Source organism: Flavobacterium hauense, assembly GCF_054457175.1.
Genome location: NZ_JBTKVX010000023.1, coordinates 53,696 through 75,286, shown reverse-complemented (window position 1 = coordinate 75,286; position 21,591 = coordinate 53,696). Strand labels below are relative to the sequence as shown.

3 protein-coding genes are annotated in these 21,591 nt (G+C 43.8%); all 3 read right to left on the bottom strand.

Annotated features, from left to right (window positions below):
- Window positions 1-12,059: hypothetical protein (locus ACX0HA_RS15210; RefSeq protein WP_458846157.1), on the bottom strand; the 12,059-nt coding region annotated here is incomplete at its 3' end.
- A 58-nt stretch (window positions 12,060-12,117) separates the two neighbouring features.
- Window positions 12,118-14,106: a PorP/SprF family type IX secretion system membrane protein gene (locus tag ACX0HA_RS15205; RefSeq protein ID WP_458846156.1), complete on the bottom strand. Its 1,989-nt coding sequence runs from the start codon at window positions 14,104-14,106 to the stop codon at window positions 12,118-12,120.
- A gap of 3 nt (window positions 14,107-14,109) precedes the next feature.
- Complete coding sequence (locus tag ACX0HA_RS15200; RefSeq protein ID WP_458846155.1) at window positions 14,110-20,856, bottom strand: T9SS type B sorting domain-containing protein; 6,747 nt, start codon at window positions 20,854-20,856, stop codon at window positions 14,110-14,112.
- Between the last annotated feature and the right edge of the window lie 735 nt (window positions 20,857-21,591).

Genomic DNA, 21,591 nt, shown 5'->3' with positions numbered 1-21,591 from the left:
CCTGCTGTAAGGCCTGTAGCCGTAGCTGCAGTTTGTACCGGGGTAGTGTTCCAGCTATAGCTGTATGCACCTGTACCTCCTGTTACATTTACGGTAGCTGCTCCTGTAGCATTACCAAAACAAAGAATATTTGTTTGTGGCCCTGCTGTAGCAACAAGCGCCGCGGCAGGCTGTGTGATCGTAAATGATTGGGTTGTTGTACAAGCGTTGGCATCAGTTACTGTTACTGTATATGTACCCGCTGCAAGACCTGTAGCTGTGGCTCCAGTCTGTACCGGCGTGGTATTCCAGCTATAACTATATGCTGTTGTACCGCCTGTTACATTTACTGTAGCTGCTCCTGTAGCATTACCAAAACAAAGAACATTTGTTTGTGGCCCTGCTGTAGCAACAAGCGCCGCGGCAGGTTGTGTGATAGTGAATGCCTGAGTTGTTGTACAACCGTTAGCATCAGTCACTGTTACTGTATACGTACCTGCGATAAGGCCGGTAGCCGTAGCAGTTGTTTGTACCGGTGTGGTATTCCAACTGTAGCTGTATGCAGTTGTACCACCTGTTACATTTACTGTAGCTGCTCCCGTAGCATTACCAAAACAAAGAACATTCGTTTGTGGTCCTGCGGTAGCAGTAAGTGCTGCGGCAGGCTGCGTGATCGTGAATACCTGGGTTGTTGTACAAGCGTTGGCATCAGTTACTGTTACTGTATACGTACCTGCTGCAAGACCTGTAGCTGTGGCTGCAGTTTGTACCGGGGTAGTGTTCCAGCTATAGCTGTATGCTCCTGTACCACCTGTTACGTTTACTGTAGCAGCTCCTGTAGTATTGCCAAAACAAAGGACATTTGTTTGTGGCCCTGCTGTAGCAACAAGTGCTGCGGCAGGTTGTGTAATTGTGAACGGTTGGGTTGTTGTACAACCGTTAGCATCTGTTACTGTTACTGTATACGTCCCTGCTGTAAGACCTGTTGCCGTAGCGGTAGTCTGTGCCGGGGTAGTATTCCAACTGTAGGTGTATGCACCAGTACCGCCTGTTACGTTTACTGTAGCAGTACCTGTAGCATTACCAAAACAAAGAATATTTGTCTGTGACCCTGCTGTAGCAACAAGTGCTGCGGCAGGTTGTGTGATAGTGAATGTCTGAGTTGTTGTACAAGCATTAGCATCTGTTACCGTTACTGTATACGTACCCGCTGCAAGGCCTGTTGCCGTAGCAGTGGTCTGTACCGGTGTAGTGTTCCAGCTGTAGCTGTATGCACCTGTACCACCTGTTACATCTACCGTAGCAGTACCTGTAGTATTGCCAAAACAAAGAACATTCGTTTGCGTTCCTGCTGCTGTAGCGGTAAGTGCCGCTGTAGGCTGTGTAATTGTGAATGTTTGTGTTGTTATACAAGCGTTAGCATCGGTTACTGTTACTGTATATGTACCCGCTGCAAGACCTGTAGCTGTAGCCGTTGTCTGTACCGGCGTAGTGTCCCAGCTGTAGCTGTATGCACCTGTACCGCCTGTTACATTTACTGTAGCAGCTCCCGTAGCATTACCAAAACAAAGAACATTCGTTTGTGGCCCTGCGGTAGCAACAAGTGCTGCTGCAGGCTCAGTGATTGTCGCTGTTACGCGGGTTTCACAAGTAAGGCCGTCATCCAGGATGCTAACAATATAGTTACCTGCTTCAAGAGCTGTAAATACTCCTGTTGACTGGTAATTACCAAATACAAGCGGAAGAACATCTGCATCTGCAATAGCATAGCTAAGTGTTCCTGTTCCATCTGTTGCAGTTACCGTAATCGCTCCTGTAGCATCTCCAAAACAGTTTACATTTGTAGTTGCTGTTACACTAGCCGATATTGGCAATAAAGCATCTACAGTAAATGTCCTTGTCTGCACACAACCGTTTATATGCCTGATGGTAACCGTGTGAAGTCCCGCAGCAACATCATAGTAATCAACATCAGCCCTGTAAGCAGCTCCGTCTAAAGAGTACTCTAAATCGGTATTTCCATTAAGGTCCTGAAGTAATATGGTGTTGTGAATAACATTACTCTGGCAATATTGATCTACATAAGCAGATGGTTCAATATCTACACCCGCTGTAATAACAATTGGTGTTGTCGCAATTGCAGGCGAACATCCGTTAGCATCGCTCACCACAATGTTATAAGTAGCCGGTTCAAGCAGTGTAAAGCTAAATGGTCCCGCAGCCGGAAGGGTAAAGGTCGTGCCGCCATCTATACTTACCGTATATGGTGATGTTCCTCCTGCCGGTGTTATGGTAATAGATCCATCCTCATCACCAAAACATATCTCGTTAGTAAATGCCTGTCCTACAGAAAGCGCTGCTGTAGGCTGGCTAAGCACTACTCCTGTAATGTCAAGTTCACAGCCTATGTCATCTTTTATCTTAAAGTTATACGTTCCCGCTGCAAGTCCGCCAAATACATTTGGTGCACCATAGGTAAATAATGGGCCTATTGCATATTCAAACGGTCCTGTTCCTGCACCGGCTGTTACATCAAGCGTAATTTCGCCAAGGCCTCCAAAACAGTCTATCGTCTGAGTGATTGAAGGCGTAGCAGCAATTGCAGTATGCCCCGTAATTACAAATGTTTTATCCTGGATACACTGAAGCCCCGGTGTAGGTGCCGTAGCCGGCATAGTATGCCTTGCATGGGCTGTATAGTTACCACCTATAGCATCTACAACAGTAAACACGTTACTTGCCTGCCATGTTAGCCCGTCAAGTGAATAATCTATTACTCCAACAGCATTTACCGAAGGTGTAACACTTATGGTAACCGTATTTGCAGGTGCATTGGCCACACAGGTTTCTACAACAGCTACCTGAGGATTCATGTCGACACCTTCAAGTATTGGCTGTTCCAATGGTGGGCTAAGGCTACAACCGTTCTGGTCTTTTACATAAACAGTAGTATCTCCTGCCGGTAAGCCGGTAAGCAGATAGGTTGTTGGTGTAGCCGGGTCAAACGGTGTATAGGTAATATCATCGGTACTAACAGAGTAAGTCCCTGTACCACCCGTTACTGTTATTCTTATTGTACCGTTAGAAGCGCCAAGACATGCTTCATCGGTTACGTTCTGAATAGTTGCGTGTATTTCTGTCGGTTCTGTAACCGTTCTTGTGAAAGTAAGGAAACATCCGTTCTGATCCTGAACTATTATGTTATAAGTTCCTGCACGAAGCAGCGAGAATACATTATTATTGGTAAACTGGCTAAGGTTTGGCGATATAGCGTACTGAACAGTACCTGAACCTCCTGTTGTTGCCATTACAATACTACCCGTAGCCTTTCCGTAACATATAATATTATTAACTGTAGGTACAGATGTCAGCGGAGCCGGATTATTTATGGTATGTGTGACAGATGTAGTATTACAGTCGCCACTATCTACCCGTATCGAATAGGTTCCTGCGCCAAGGTTTTCAAAGGTTGGATTGGTCGTAGGTCCCGCAATAACAGTGTTAGAAGCATTTAACAGTGAATATTGGTAATTACCAAGTCCGCCTGTTGCGATCGCCGTTATAGATGCATTGTTTCCGCCCGAACAGCTAATTTCAGCAGCTGCAAGGTCTAAAGCAATATCTAGGGCCGGTACCGCAGGCACCACCACCTCGTTTGTCAGTGCCACACCACAACTGTTTGCATCTATTACCTGATACTGATATGATCCGGTAGGTCGGGAGAACGTTGCAGTTGCAGATGGCCCAAATGGTATGTAGGTAGTACCACCATCAAGACTGTATTCATAAGGAGCCGTACCACCCGATGCAACTAATGTAATTACTGCCTGGGTAAGACATGTCTGCCCTGTTGTTAGCGACAATGCCCCTGTAAGCGGTGCTGGCTGAGTAACAGTCACCTGGTTTGTTTCCAATGGCCCACATTCCCATCCGTCAACAACAGAAATGCTGTATATCCCTGCTCCAAGATTTGCAAATACAGGGCTTAGCTGGGCACCTGTGCTGCTCTCTACTATTGTACCCGAAGCATCATAAGTATTAAGTATATATTCATAAGTACCCTGCCCTCCAGTTGCAGCAGCTGTTACAGTTGCTGTCGCATCGTTGTTACACTGTACCAATGTTGTTAGAGGCGTTGCAGAAGCAGCAAGCGGCACCGGTAATGCTAATGGAACATTCTGGCTGCGTATACAGTTTTTTGAATCTTTCACATTAACAGTATATGTTCCTGCTATTAATCCTGTAAATACATTATCAGTGCTATAATTTACCAGTATTCCCGAGGTTGCTGTGTCTACAAGCTCATACTCATAACCACCCCATCCGCCTGTAGCCAGGGCTGTGATTTCACCTTTGTCATTCGTACAGGTTACATTAGCAGTCATTGCTGCATTAGGTGTTAATGGTAATGCAGGCGAACCTACTCTTATAACATTAGAATCAGTAGTACAGTATGGCGAAGCTGTTGCAGTTATCCTTACAAAAAGATTACCCGCAGGCAGTGCCGTTATGATAAGCGGATTTGTAGTGGTGTTACCTGTACCGCTAACTACCGATGTATTTCCGTTAAATACCGTATAACTGTATGGCCCGGTATAGGTGTTCGCAACATCTATGGTTACGCTTCCTGTCGAAGACCCGAAACATGTTACTGGTGTAGAAGCTGTAGCCGTTACATCTATAATATCATATTCAAAGATTTCAGCAGCCGAAACGATTTTTGTACATCCCGTTACATCATCCTTAACTTCGAAGGTGTATACACCCGGTTCTGTAATTGTAAATGTCTGGTCACGATCTCCTGCAAGAGTATTTACAGGTGTTCCTGACGGCAGCATTGTAAAGGTGAAATCTCCCGATCCGCCTGTAACAGCAACCGTTATAACACCCTGGTTATCGTCACACTCAATAGCTGTAGTAAGTACAGCTGTAGGAGTTGCCATTACAGGAAGCGCGTTGATGATAACACTGGTAGTTGTTGTACAACCGTTGTCATCTTTAATAGTAATAGTCTTGTTTTGTGCACTTCCGGTGCTTGCTAGGGCAAAAACACCCGATGCTTCATAATTAGTACCATCTATACTGTAAGTGTATGGAGTTGTGCCTCCAGAACCAACAGCGGTTACAGTAGCAGTAGTTACCGAGTTGTCAGGCGCACATGCGAAAGGTGTCGTTACCGATGCTGTTACGCCAACTGCTGTTGGGGTGCCTATTATTACTGTAGATGTAGCAGTACACCCTTTACCCGATGTTACCGTTACCGTATAGGTATCAGCCGCAAGGTTGGTAAATATAGGTGTGCTTTGAGTTACTGGCGCACCTACACCATCAATAGTGTAAGAATATGGTATATCTGTGTTAGAACCAGGAAGGATGATAGAAATCGAACCATCTGTGCCTCCATTACAATTTACATCGTCTTTAGTTGTATTGAATGTTACCGTAACAGTAGCATCCAGGGTAACAAGTGCCTCAGCTGTACATATTGTTGATGTATCGCTTATTACAACTTTATAGTTTCCTGCCGGAACAAGTGTAAACACACCTGAAAGCTGTTGCGGACGCACCGCAGCACCAGCCGCAGTCTGAAGTTCATATCTCAGGTTACCCGTAGCCGAACCTCCTGTTCCCGAAGCTGTAATTGTACCCAGGTTGCCATTAAGACAAGTTGGCTGTACTGTTGGCAGCGCTGTTACGCTAAGCGGTACAAATATGGTAACCGATGCAGCTGCTGTAGCCACACATCCGTTAGCATCCTTGATCTGTACTGTGTGTACACCCGATGCTAATCCCGCAACAGAGAAAGTATCTCCCTGCGCTTCGAATGCACCGCCATCAACACTATACAGGAATGGGCCAACTGCCGCATTAGCAGTTCTTGTAACATTGATAGTAAAGTTACCTTCGGCCGTAGTACATTGTGTACCAGGAGCCAATACTGCTGTAACAGCAGGCAGCACATCAAGAAGTATGGTAACAGGAACTGTTTTAATACAGTTGTTAGCATCTTTAACATAGGCATCATAAGAGCCAGAATCTCTGTTAAATGTATTAGTCGTTACCCATGTAGTAGGTTCTGTTGCACCGGCCGCTACAAGCTGGTATGTATACGTGCCTGTACCTTGCTCGCCTGTTATAACAACCTGTCCTGCATTAGGGGTACATGTATTGTCTTTTTTAGTAGCAACAGCACTAATTAATAACAGGTTTGGTGATTCAGCTATTGTAAATTGTGCCGAAGCCGCTTTACAACCTGCATTTCCATCAACCTGTTCAAATTCTATATAATAAGTTCCCGGAGGAAGACCTGTAACGCTACCTGAGCCCGCTCCCGCCGCAACACTAACAGAACCCGAAGCTCCCGCTGTTGCAACTATTTCGTTAGACTGAGCTTCGTATACCTGGTAATTTACTGTAGTAGCACCAGACGTAACAGTAAAGCTGAAGTCAGCTCTACCATTGCCTGAACCTTTACATGTTACATCATGTTTTGTAAGTGATGTTACTGCCAGATCAGAGATTGCTGCTGGTATTGTTGCCGGCTGGAAGTAGTAACAACGGTTACTCGCATCATATACCACAAAGGTGTATGTTGCACCCGGCGTAAGATTATCAAATGTTGCAACCCTTGGCACTAATGGGTTGTCCGGCCCTTTATAAGATGCAGGGGCAGCATAAGGTAATAAATTGGTTTCCAGTATAGCAAATTGATATGCTGTTCCTGTAATAATTGCATCTACCTCAACAACAGCCGAACCACCATCGGCACATGTAGCAGGTACAATAGTAGTAACATCTATATCCAGTCTATTAGGCGGCGATGTCATAATGATATTTGGCTTAACAGCAGTACAGCCGTTAGCATCTGTCACAATTACCTCATAAATACCATAATTTAAGATTATGAATGGATAAGTTGTTGCGGCAGTAGGGAGAGATGATGCCGTGTAGCCAAAGTTATTACTAACGCGGTAGGTATAAGGGCCCTGGCCACCTGTAACTGCCTGTACCAATATTTCTCCCGCAGAAATGTTTGTTCCTGGGTTATTAGGATCGTCTATACACTGAATATTGGTTTCAAGTGTTGTAAATGCTATTGCATCATTCTCTTCGATTTCTTCAGAAGCTATAAACGTACAACCGTTTGCATCGGTAATCACTACCTCATACATACCCGCCGGAAGACCCGTTGTTTGGGTTAAATATGGGGTCGAAGTATCCGTGTTTGTAACTGAAAGAGTAAAAGGAGGAAGTCCTTTTGTCGTGTCTATGTTTACTGTCAGGGCACCTGTACTGGCACCGTGGCATAAGATATCTGTAGTTAATCCAAAGGCAAATTCAGGATTTACCAAAGGCGCAATAGTTCTTGGAGCTGTCGTTACTGTACAACCAGCAGCATCTGTAATTCGGAACTCATACGTTCCGGCAACGGCCGTGTTGTAAGTCAGTGTTGTTCCACCAACTGAAGCAAGAGCGGTATAGGCACCACCGTTGTGAGACACCTGGTATTCATAAGGTGTGGCACCTCCGCCAATTGATACCGAAATTTGTGCATCAGTTGGAGCCGGTGCACAGGTAAGCCCTTTATCAAGTGTTGTGCTTGCAGTAAGCTGTGAATTTATCGTTCTGGTAACAGCAGTAGCGTTTACACAGCCGTTAGCATCTTTCACCGTAATGCTGTATGAACCCACTGCAAGGTTAGTGTAAGTAGTGCTGTTAGTCCCCGTCCCGTTCTGGTAAGGAGCGCCATTAAGGCTAAACTGGAATGGCGCCAGTCCTGTTCCCGTAGTTACGGTAACAGTTATACTTGTTGGTGTAGCATCAATACAAAGGTCTGATGCTGTTACTGTAATTACCGGAGCAACTGCGCCCGTAATCGTGAAAGTATCTGTAATTATACAGCCGTTCGCATCGGTTACCGTAAGGGTATAATTGCCGGCTGCAAGGTTTTCAAAGTTTGGTGATGCCTGAGGGCCTACAGCCGCCTGGCCTGAAAGTGCATAGTTATAGCCACCCCATCCGTTTGTAGCTGTTACCTCAAGGCTTCCTGTAGTCACTACACATGTTGGCTGAACAACTTTTTTAGTAACTGCCAGCGGTGCTGTTGGGTTAGCAATAGTAACAAATGCAGATGCCGTACAGTTTGTCGTTGGGTTGGTTACTGTAACAGTATAAGTACCCGCACCAAGGCTAGTAAGGCTTATAGTATCTGATGTATAAGCTGTAACGGTAGCCGGAGTAACAGGCGTACCTGTACTTGTTACCGTATAGTTATAGTTAGCACCAAAACCGCTTACTGTAAATGTAGCAGCCCCGGTTGCCGTACCTGAACATCTCACCTGGTTATCTCTAACACCAACTATACTAATTGGCGTAATAGCATTTACCGGATGACTTTTACTGTAGGTACAGCCCTTAGCATCGGTTATAGTAAATGTATACACCCCCGGAGACAAGCCGGCAAATGTAGCGTTGGTACCATTACTCACCGCGGCAGATGCCGGTGCCGTTATCGCATAGCTATATGGTGCCTGACCTCCTACAACTGCCGAAAGCGAAACATCGGATGTTTCTGACGGACAGGTGAGGGCGGAGCCGCCAATAGTAACACCTGTCATAGGTACAGGAGCAGTAAGCGTCATCGAAGCCGTAGTATGTATACAGCCATTAGCGTCTTTTATCGTCACACTATATGTTCCGGCACCAAGGCCTGAGAATACTCTGCCCGTGCCAAATGTTGTCCCGTCAATACTGTACTCATAAGGAGCTGTACCACCCGAAGCTATATCAGCCGTTATGGTAGCACCGCCCGGAGCACAGGTAAGTTGTGTGGTTATGCTCGCCGTTCCTGCAACAGCAGCCGGCGCAACAAGGTTAAATATACGTGGATAAGTACATGATATGGTATCAACAAGTTGTTTAACATTTACCGTATATGATCCTGCAGCAAGGTTTGAAAAAGCCCCTGAAGTACCTGATGTTATAATGGTTGCTCCCGAGGTTAGCTCATAAGTAACCCCTGAACCTGTAGCACTAACGGTAATTGTACCGGTACTGCCTGTATTACATTTAGGGTTTGTAAATGCTGTAGTTATTACAGGGGCAACATTAGTAATTGTTACAGGGTTAGAGTATGTTGTACATCCGCTCCCGTCTGTTACAAGGAATATATAAGTACCCTGTTCACCTACCGGAACCGAGTAAATACCGTCAAAAAAATCAGCTGTAGCAGGAGCGGTTAAATTAACCCCATCTTTACTGTAAGCAGCAAACGTGTATGGCTCTGTACCACCTGTAGCTGTAATTTTTATCGTTCCCGGATTACATGTTATACCTTTCTGTACCGATGCCGTAGCTACCGGATGGCTGAAATCTCTAATTGTAACGGTACCTATTTTAGTACATGTTCCCGGATTAGTAGTAACTGTAATTGTATATGTTCCCGGTAATAGTCCTGTAGCAGGAAAACTATATGGATCGCTTGTAGGCATCCATGCCGACGACTGCGTCATAGGACCAGTCATGGTGTATTTATATTGTTGGGCCGGAAGCGCAAGATCCAGTCCCGAAGGTGTAACGGTTATACCTGCAGGCGTAAGCGTACTACAGGTTATATCTCTTGATTTGATGTCAATAACCAGGTTAGCATCTCTTACACCGATATTATCAACCGTAAATGTACACCCATTAGCAACTCCTATCTGACGTAACTGAACCTGATAAACACCCGGTGTAGTTACAACATATACCGGATTTGCAGAATAGGCCTGAAGCACTGTACCCGACTGGGTCAAAAATCTGTATTCGTAGTCGCTCGTTGCATTATTAACCTTTATCTCTCCATTGGCACCACAAAACACATCTTTTCTGGTTATTACAGGGTCAAAATCGTTTTTGGTAACATTAAAGAAGTATTCGGCTGTACAACCATTGTTGTTAATTACAAGCTTATACTCTCCGCCTGTAGTAACTGTATAGTTAGTACCTGTATGCTGCAATAACCAGCTTGCTGCCGGGCACGAGTTGTGCGGACAGTTTGCAGGAAGCACAGGAGTACTACATGCCGCTGCAGAATTTAGCTTATACCATGTTGCCGTTCCTGCTATAGTACCCGCCGATAATGCTCTTTGTGCAGTACTGCCACATAAAAATATGTTTGACATTACTATACCATTGTTAGCACATACGCCTACTAAATCTGCACTTACAGTAAGTGGGTTTGGAGGCAGGTTGCTTGACAGGTTTACAGTAATAAATTCTGTAAGCCCAACGCATGGAGGAGTAGGTGTATTTATTACATAATACTCACCAGGTACGTTTACAACTATAGATTGCGTAGTACCCATCGGAACATCTCCTGCAGGATCTTTCCTGAACCATGCATAAGACGGATATCCATCTCCGGCAGTAAGAGTAAGATTAGGCCCACACAGTATTTCGGTTCTCCTGTACTGGCAGTTGGCCACATCAACTAAAGTGTTTGCAGGTCCCGGATTTGCAGAACATAGAAAACTGGCAATGCTCGGGTCGTCAGTTATGAAATTTGTATTCACAAAACCACGATATCTGGCAAATGCCTGATTTTCGATCCTGTTTGCACACATATCGGTAAGCTCATTACAGGTTGCTGCAACTCTTACCTTAAATAGTATTGTCGAAGTTGGCGACGGAGTAATAGGATCGTCTTTGACTATCTTTGTATCATCATTGTTGGTAAATGTTATTGTTCCGGGTACTGAAGTATTTACACCTACCCAGCTTGGTTTCGAGACGATCTCTACAAAAGAGGTGTTAACCGGCAGTACGTCACGTATTGTTAAGTTTTGGGCATTATCGTTACCTATGTTTTTATAGGTAATCTCATAGTATAAATCCTGACCCAAAATAACATCTGTTCCGGCTATATCTTTACCGGCGCCATTAAGTACCCTTTTAGTAAGGCGGATATCCGGCTCAATAATATCTACTGCGAAAGTAGCGAGAAATGCCCCGTAACCGTCTCCTCTGGAATACAGCCTTAACTTGGCTCCGGTTTCGTTATTTTTAATAACTGCGTTGTTTGTATTATTTATAGACAGCATATCCAAATCCAGTCCAAGCGTGTTTGTCCCGTTAGGATTCCTGGTTAGTACCTGCTGGTTATTATTGGTTATGGTAGAGTTAAAAAAGTTATTGGTTGGATTTAGCCCATTGCCTATATCAGTCCAACCGGTAGTAAGGTTGGCTTTAAACTGAAGCTTGTCGTTATCAAGTCCCTTATCTCCTTCAAGTGCAGCTACACCAAGGCGCGCAATTACCGGATTAGGTGCAGGAAGTGTTTTAAAACCATTGATGTTAATATCAACTTCACCACTGGTAATACCCGCATAACCATCAAATGTAGAAATAAATTTACTTGTTGCACTAGGGTTCTCGTAGATAACTACCATTACCCAACCTGCTGAACTGGAACCGTTACGCATACCCTGAGAAGATCTCATATTGGCTACGGTATACGTTCCTTCGGCATCAGACTGTCCCTGAACAAGCGATGTTACATCATAATAACAAATTGCCGGTGAATCTTTAAATGACTGGTTTAATACGGGTGCCCTACCGTCAAAAAGAATAGATCCAGTTATGTCAATATAGCCGCCGGTAGCCATCTTAAACTTGATCTGATTGAAGTCATAATACCTGTTACTGTTAGACGGATTCCATTGAGAGCTATTGTCTGTACTCCATTCATACGGATAAGTAGATGCCCAGTACAAGCCGGCATACACAATCCTGTCACAGTCGTTCAAAACAAGGTTTGCGCTACTGGAGTTTCTGGTTGACGAATCATTGTCAATATCAATAAACTCCATGTTATAGCTGTTATTGTCATTACCGCCGTTTAATGGATCATTTGGATTTGGAGTTCTGTTAAGGATGTTATTCCCTACAAATACAACATCTCCCTTAACTTTCATGTTGCCCCCCACCAGCCTTGGTGAAAATCCTGGAGGCACCGGTGTTTGGGCTGTCGCTGTAAGGCAGGTTAAAAATAACCCGAGTAAGATGACAATCCTTAGCTTTTTTGATGTAAAGTTACGCATCGATTTTTTGGTGTTTTTAGTTGATTTTTTCGGTATTCTTCTTTAGTAAATTCATTCTTTAGTTGTTGATACTCATAATCCATATAGACTCAAAGTAAGTATTGTCTACATTAGAATAATAAGAGATCAGGGCTTCTCTCCATGTTGCATGCTTTTTAAGGTACACATACCACATGTTGTTTTTAGGACTCAGGAATACTCCTGCTTTTATATCCCGTTCGCTCATCTTGTTGATAAACTTGTCTACATTCTCTTTACTTGAGTAAACATTAGCGATGATATAATAACCGGCATCCATTCCTTCAACACTTGCCCTATTAACTTTTTTGATCGTTTCCCTTGGCTTAGAAGTTTTATCAGAATAAAATTCCTTTATTTCCTCTTCTGTTTTAAGGGTCTCGCCTTTTACATCGTCCTCAGTATGGGCAAGGGGGTCATCCGTTTCTTTAGGTAGGTCTTTTGCATTTTGTAAGGTATTTGGTTTTTCTTTAGTTTCAATTTGCTCTTCAAGTTCCGGGTTAGGGTTATTATCAACATGCACTATGTAAACCCCTTTCTTTTTCCCCGATGCTTTTTTCTTCTCCGATGCATTGGCCGCCTCGGTAAACGATTTGTGTTTTTCTATATCTACAGCTTTATCACTGTCTTTTGCTTTTGCATCTTTAGAGACTACATAATAGCCATCTTCGGCATGCTTCAGGTCTTCCAGTGTCTGAGGGTTGGCTACCCTCTTGCTTTGTCTTATATTCTTAAGTTCTACAGGCTTATTTTCACCCGCATTTTCTTTTGCCGCCTTTTCTCTTTTGGCATATTCCTTAAGGTTCTTTACCTTTTTGTCAAACTCCGCTTTCTTTATCTTGGCCAACGAATCTTCTTTTATAAGCGACTCAAGCAGGTGCATGCTCTCCGGGTCAAGATCCATTTTCAGCTTTTCAATTTCGGCCTGGTTGTCAAACTCAGGATTGGTCTTTTTATCCGTCTTTTTACTTGCAATGCTGTCTTTTACCGAAAGCGCCTCCTCTTTATCGGCAACGGTATCTTTCAACGCTGCCGCTTTTTCTATCTCGGCAAGGGTATCTTTAGGTTTTTTTGCTTTTTCCTCAAGCAGTTCTTTGCGCGCCACATCCCTGTCTTTAAGGCAAAAAACCATCGTGATCTCGTGCGTAGGCCCCAGGTTAACCAGCCCGTCTTTGGTAATCCTTTCGTATGTATATCCCAGCGAAAGCTTTTTGGTAAAGTGAAAACCCATACCTATTGCGATACCATAATAATCGTCGGTGCCTGCCTGTACCCATCCTATTCTTGGGAAGTTCACCAAAAGCGATCCTCCAAGCCCAAAGCCATACAGTTCGCTATTCCTTCCGCGAAGCATCAGCCTGAATTCACTGTCCTGGAACAGGTCTTTCATGGCAACCATCTGGTGGGTATACATAAGGTGTCCGGAAAAGCTTTTGTTGGTATATTCTTTTGCCATATCGGCCGACTTAAAGTCGTAGTTGATCATGTTTTCGGCATAAAGCCCAAAATCGAACTGCTTGTATTCAAGATTAACCCCCGGGTTGATACTTACCAGCGAATTATTTCGCATGGCCATGATCAACGGGTCCGGTTCAGCAGTAATAGCGCGGTTTTTATTGATCCCGCTGTTGTAGTAAGCTACGTTAAAACCAAAAGTAAGGTCAAACTTTTGCTTAATCTTTACGTTATACGCATAGTTTGCAATACCTCCCCAACTGTTTATAACCCCTACCGTTTGCTGATACATACCAAAACCAAAACCTGCCTTATCGGTAAACTTACCCGAATAGGCCAGCATGTACACCTTAGGCGAATCATCATACTGCACCCATTGGTTGCGGTGGTAAAGCGATACATATCTGTTATCTTCTCTCACAAACGAAAATGCGGGGTTTAATAAAAACCTGTTATATTTTACATTATTCTGTGGCTGCGGGCTAAATACAAGCACAGGTGCATCCTGTGCATATAAGCCGCTAAAAGCGGTTACAAAAACCAGTAGAAGTAAAGAAAAGTAGTTTTTTATCATTCCTTATTTCACAATAGTTATTGATCCCCTTCTGGTAACCACGTTATTTTCCATGATGGTGTAATAGTACACGGCATCTTTTTTAGACCAAATAAAATCTTCGGCAGGCCAGTCGTTGTTATAGCTGGACTCTTTTAATACGATTGCCCCGTCAGGTCCGTAAACCACAACCTCGGTATCATCGTTAAGGTACTTAAGCGGAATGGCCCACTTGTCGTTAATACCATCGTTGTTTGGCGTGATAAGGTTAGGGATGGCGATAAGGGTATTCTCTATGATCACAACCACAAACTCCCTTACAACCTCACATTCTCCTACTACCACCTTCATCATATAGTTGCCCGGCCCGGTTACTTCTATCGAATCCTCATTACTTATCTCCTTACCATCCTTGTACCATGTATAATCTTCAGCACCGTGTGCAGTTACTGTTATGCTTGTCCCTTCAGGCAGACCTACTTCAGGCCCTACACTGATGGTTATCTGTTCCATATCGAATGGTGCCAGCACCAACTCGTTAGATCTAATGGTACAGCCGTTATATACAACCTCAAGATAGTAGGTACCTACTTCGCTTACTGTTATAGAAGAGCCGATCTCGGCTATAATGCTTTGGTTATTATGGTACCAAGCATACAGATAATCGTGGTTTGTAACATCGCTGTAAATGGTAACCTCGGTACCATCAGTACAAAATATCTCATCCATAGCTATGGTTACGCTTTCTACAAATGCAAGCTGTATTGCCACACCATTTGAAGTTACTATACCAAAGCCCGGGATGTTAACCTCCAGCGTATAGATACCTGTCTGGGTAGCGAGATAGTTTATCTGCGTTGCGCCGGCTATGATACCTCCGTCTTTATACCACTGATAGGCATAGCCAAAATTGTTGTTTATCAGGTCCACAATACCGGCATCTGTCACTGCTTTAAACTCTGTTATGCTCAGGTTAACCTGGGTACTCACACAGCTTTGGTAGTTTTGATAGCCTATGGTAAGCGCAAATCCGGAAGGATTTGTCAGGTCAAAAGTTATGTTTTTAGTTATGATACAATCCTGGTTTTGCTTCACTTCTACCTTATATTCCCCGGCAAGTGTTGCAGTAATAGAAGCGCCTGTCTGTCCGGCAATAACGGTTCCGTTCCTGTACCATACAAATGTTGGCTGCAGGGCATCGGTAGTTACCGAAAGTACTTTTGTCTGACCCGGTATTATGATATCGTCTACAGGACTTGTAGCCGTAAGATTGAATGTGCTCTGCTCAATAGTAATGCTGTTAGACGTTACGGTACAGCCGCCCGTTGTTACTTTTACCGAATAGCTTCCCGGAAGCGAAGCAGCATATACAGGGTTTGTTCCTGTACTGGCCACAACGCCATCCTTATACCATTCATAAGTATAAGACGAATCGGTAATGCTACTGCTGAAAGTTACTATAGATCCGGTATCGCAAAGCGTTCCCGAAGATGTGATAGTTACCGCGCCCACACCCAGTGTTACCGTAATATTGTTTGATACCGCAGGTGCAAAATCAGGTATGGTTGCCTCTACCCTGTATACTCCATTCTGCGATGGATTGTTGAGAGTCAGGGTCGCCGATGTTGCTCCCGAAACAGGCATATTGTCTTTGTACCATTGGTACTGATAGCCTATAGAAGCTACATTTACATTACCCGCCGGCGTTTGAGCCATAAAGCTAGACACGCTAAGCGTTACCGTACTGCTTGTACAGGCTGTATATGATGCATCTGTTGCAGTAGCGATCTGGAATCCGGTTGGGTAGTCCAGCACAAATGTTTTTTCCTGGGTAGCGGTACAGCCAGACGTTTGCGTAACTACCACTTTATAAGTTCCGCTTTGTGTAGCTGTAAGCGTTGCCGATGTTTCGGTAAGCAATACGGTATTCCTGTACCATGCATAGGTTGGCGCAGCAGCATCAGTAGTAACGGTTATAATTTTAGTTTGCCCCGGAAGGATGATATCGGTAACAGGGCTGGTACTGTTTATTGCTATTACAGCCACCTGAAGCGCAACAGTATTCGACTGGAATGTACAGCCGTTAAAAGTTACCGCTACATAGTAGCTGCCTGCCTCCGAAGCAGTGAACACAGGCGTTGTCGCACCGGCTTCGGCCACACCATTCTTAAACCACTGGTAAGTATAGGCCGGATTATTGGTAGCCGACGTAAGCGTTACGGTAGAGCCCTGGCAAAGTACGCCCCCTGCTGATATTACTACAGGATCTATAGCCAGCTTAATTGTTACCGTGTTAGAGAACATAGGTGCAAATTGAGGAATGGTTACCTGCAGTTTATAATCTCCGCTATCTGTCACACCATTAAGCACCAGCGTAATTGCAGTTGCTCCCGGTATGGCAACATCATTTTTATACCATTGGTACAGGTAGCCCGGAACAGTAACGTTGATATTTCCGTTAGGCGTCTGTGCCGTAAACGAAGCGATAAGCATCGATGTCGAAGCACTTGTACATTGTGTATATGTTCCATCGGCAGCAACAGTTATCTGGAAGCCTGACGGATACTGAAGTGTAAATGTTTTTTCCTGTATAGCTGCACAGCCTACCGTTTGTGTTACCACAACTTTATAATCGCCATCCTGAGTTGCTGTAATAGTTGCCGAAGTTTCAGCCGGAAGCAATACATTGTTCCTGTACCATTCATACACCGGCAGTACCGCATCGGTAGTAACCGTTATGGTTTTTGTCGCGCCCGGAAGTATGGTATCTACAGTTGTGTTAAGGCTGCTTATTGCTATCCCGGATACTGTAACATGCAACAGGTTAGACTGCGATGTACAGCTTCCCGCAGTTACTACAAGCTGATAATCGCCAGCCGCAGTTGCGGTATATGTAGGTGCATTTACACCTGTAATTGCTGCCCCGTCTTTAGACCATTGGTAGGTATATGCCGGATCGGTAATATTAGATGACAGGGTAATCGACGAACCTTCGCAAAGGTTACCACTTTTAACAATGGTAAGGCCTCCCGCAGGTATGGCAATATTTACGTTTATGCTGTTTGAATTTACAGGGCTAAAATCAGGCACGTTAACCACTACTTTGTAGCTGCCGTTCTGAGCCGCATTGTTTAAGAACAGTGTTGCTGCCGTAGCACCCGGAACCGGATTGCTGCCTTTATACCACTGATAGGTATATCCCGAAGCAGAAACGTTTACCGTACCTGATGGTGTGGTAGCCGTAAATGAGCTTATGCTCAGTGTTACCGAGTTGCTAGTACATGCTACATAAGCAGCATTAGTAGTTATTGTAAGGTTAAAGGCCGATGGATAAGTAAGTACAAATGTTTTTTCCTGTGTCGCTGCACAACCTACAGTTTGCGTTACCACAACTTTATAAGTACCATCTTGTGTAGCGCTGTATGTTGCCGCCGTTGCACCGGGAATAACCACGTTGTTCCTGTACCAAACATAGGTTGGCGAAACAGCATCAGTAGTTACGCTAAGCGTTTTAGGCTGGCCCGGCATAATAATATCGGTTACAGCGTTTGTAGTGTTTACCGTGATACCTGCCACAACCATGTTTATGGTGTTCGACTGCGAAGTACAGGTTCCTCCGGTCACGATAAGATAATAGCTGCCACCCTCGCTAACAGTAAGCGAAGGCGTAGTTGCTCCCGCTACGGCAATGGTGTTTTTATACCATTGGTAGGTATAGCCCGGATTTGTTACATTTGACGTTATTGCTACTGTCGATCCTTCACAAAGTCCCGATGCATTGGTAATAACCACTGCTTCTGCAGCAAGGTTTACCACAATATTGTTAGAAACGATCACACCAAAAGAAGGCACGGTAGCCTCAAGCCTGTAAGTGCCGTTCTGCGAAGCGCTGCTGATAATTAGCGAAGCCGATGTTGCCCCGGCAACAGCCACATTGTTCCTGTACCACTGATAGGTATAACCAAGCCCGGCAACGTTTACGTTTCCTGATGGTGTGGTAGCCGTAAAAGTAGTAAGGCTCACTGTAGTGATCGTGCTGCTGCATGATGTATAAGCTGCATCCACAGCTATTGCAAGGCTGAACGCCGATGGGTAATTCAGTACAAAAGTGCTTTCGGCAGTTGCCGCACAACCTGACCCCTGGGTTATAACCACTTTATAAGTACCGTCCTGTGTCGCGCTATATGTTGCCGAAGTGGCACCCGGTATCACGACACTGTTTCTGTACCATACAAATGTTGGCGCAGCAGCATTAGTGGTAACAGTTATGGTTTTAGGCTGACCCGGCAGTATCACGTCGGTAGCCGTTACATTAAGATTGATCGAGATGGTAGCTTCCTGAAGCGCAAACACAGGAGATTGTGTAGAACACGTACCTCCCGTTACAGCAACATAATAGTTGCCAACAGTATTTGCCGTATAGGCAGCAGCCGTTGCGCCCGGTATCAGAACCGTATCTTTATACCACTGATAGGTATAAGCAGAACTGTTTACGCTAGCCGACAACACCACCGATGACCCTGTACAGAACACACTGTTACCGCTAACGGTTATAGGCTCCATAGCAAGGTTAATTATATAATCGTTAGATGTCACAACCGGCACATTAGGTATAGTCGATACAAGTTTATAAGTACCATTAAGAGATGAGCTGTTGATTGTAAGCGTGGCACCAGTTGCTCCCGGCACGGCAACGTTGTTCCTATACCATTGGTAGGCATAACCCATTGCGGCCACATTTACGTTTCCTGATGGGGTCTGTGCTGTAAAGCCTGTTATGTTAAGAGTTGCTGTAGTGCTTGTACAGGCGGTATAGCCCGGAATAGGTGCTATAGTAAGAGTAAAGCCTGATGGGTAGTTAAGCACAAAACTTGCATTATTGGTAGCATTACAGCCTATAGACTGGGTTACCTGTACTCTATATGTGCCATCCAGTGTTGCCGTATACGATGCCGAAGTGGCACCCGGTACTACCACATTGTTCCTGTACCATACATACTGAGGGCCTGCGGCACTTGTAGTAACGGTTAATACTTTCGTTTGTCCCGGAATGATAACATCCGTCGAAGGGTTTGTACTGCTTATTGTTATTCCAATAACCGTAACATGTATTGTGTTTGACTGGGTTGTACACCCTGTAGAGGTAATTCTAAGATAATAATCACCGGCAGCATCTGCAGCTAGTGTTGGTGTCGCTATGGCAGGGATCAATACACCATCCTTATACCACTGATAGGTGTAAGATGCATCTGTTACCCCCGATGTCAGCGCTGCTATGGCTCCTTCGCAAATAGTTGTTGGTCCCGAGATCGTAGCATTGGCAACACCAAGGTTCACAACAACGGCATTAGAAGTGATCACCCCAAAATCCGGCAGGGTAACCCTAAGTGTATAACTGCCATTATTAATTGAATTGTTTACGATCAGCTGGTTGGTTGTAGCACCCGGAACCGCAACACCATCTTTGTACCACTGATATCCGTAACCGTAAGAATTACCAATAAGATTAGTAACTCCGGCTCCAATAACAGCCTCGAACTGAGAAATGTTCAGCGTAGCCGATGTACTGGTACAGGCAGTATAGCCTGCCGCAGTCTGTATGCCAAGGTTAAAGCTGTCAGGATAATTTACTATTACAGTATCTTCTTTTGTAGTATTACACGGGGTTGGGTCATTGACCGCTACTTTATAGGTGCCTGCCTGCGTAACGTTATAAGTCATTTGGGTCGCTCCCGGAATCTGGGCAGCACCCTTATACCATTTATAGTTTGGATTTACTGCATTATTGATTGCCGTAAGGGCTGTTGATTGCCCGGGAATGATGACCAGCGGCCCTGCCGGATCGGCATCCAGATTAAAATCTATAAGATCCAGATCAATATCGTTAGTCACAAAAATACAGCCGCCACCTGCGATCACGAGGTGGTAAATTCCGTCAAGGGTAGCATTATATGTATGCTGTGTCGCTCCGGGTATCACTATGTTATTCCTGTACCAGGTATAAGTAAAACTGGCATTCTGCACATCGCTTGTAAGCGTTTTTGTAGCCCCGGGGCAAAGTGTAGTTAATCCGTCATTAGTAGTTATGACGGGCGTAAGTATACTCTGTATATTAATAGTTACAATATTAGAATAGGAATTAAGGACACAGCTGCCATAATTAGTAACCACGTGGTAGCTGCCCGACTGGGTTATGGGCAAAGTAGCTCCGGTCTGTCCCGGTATCACCGCCATATCCTTATACCATATATAAGTAAGCTGAGGATAATACAGCGGCGATGCCGGTGTACCAGTATTATCTATACTTAGCGTAAAATTAGTTCCTGAACATACATTTACAGTACCTACGTTATTATTTATAGAGAATGGCTGGTTATGTATACCATAATAGGCAGGAAAAGCAATACTGGATGCGCTGGTCTTGGCAGGATTAGTGCTTCTTACCCTTATTCTGTAGTTTTCACCATAAACATTGGTAGGTACACCAAAACTTCCGTTCACGACCGTCGCAGTTGCATTAGGCAATGTCGCTACTGTCACAGGCGCAGTGAAGGTTCCTGCAGCGTTAGACATTTCTACGATAAATACATTATCTGCTGCAAGGTTTGCGATAGGCGCTACCGAAAAAGAAAAATTAAAGGTGTTAAATGAAGCAGATGCACACGCTTGTGTGAATCCGAAGGTAGGCTGGGTAATCGTAATTTGAGAATATCCGCATACGCTAAAGCCAAGCCCTACCAATAAGCTAAATATTAAATAAATTATTTTCATTCCTTTCTTCATTTCAATAATTGATGACGACACGAATATCAACTTTCGAGACTAAACCTATGTAAACAAATTCTTAACAAAAATTAAATTCGATAAACGGAAATAAAAATCCGTTAAAACTGAATCGATATTCATTTTGTAAATTATTTTTTTACAAATTTTTAGAATTTAATTAACAATTGCTTTTTTTTGCAATGTTATATTTGTAACACAATGTTGCATAAAAGCGTAAAAACTGTAAGTTTTTTATTCGGTCTGTTAAATTTCTATTTTTGAGCATTATGCCGGATTTCTGTTAAAATATTTAATATTTAAATAACTAACACCCCGAATATTTGTAAGATTTTTTAGCATAACGCATTAAAACAGTCAATCTCAACATAGCTATTACATCTAATTCTGTCGAGTTACCGACAAAGTTATTAACAATAAAAAACGTTGTTAATGAACGCTTTAAGCTTTAAAACATGGAGAACCTGCGAAAAAACGGGGGCATTTTTTGGGCAGAAAAGCTTTATACCAAGTTAATAATTTTTCAGAATTTTCTGCATAATTATTAATTAAAGTTTTTTAGTTGCTTCTTGACTATTGTTAACAATTAAAATGTGCATTTTAAAAATATGTTGATAAGTTTTCTTACACTTATGTTCATAGAAATATTTTAAATAATTTTTCCCACAAAAAAGCCGCTTCAATTAGCATCAAAATTCTTCTTACATACATAAAACCTTATTC

What these genes read in the sequence shown, in the direction of transcription:
- ACX0HA_RS15200 (WP_458846155.1), bottom strand. Translation starts at nt 20,856, where the DNA reads ATGAAAATAATTTATTTAATATTTAGCTTATTGGTAGGGCTTGGCTTT.
- ACX0HA_RS15205 (WP_458846156.1), bottom strand. Translation starts at nt 14,106, where the DNA reads ATGATAAAAAACTACTTTTCTTTACTTCTACTGGTTTTTGTAACCGCT.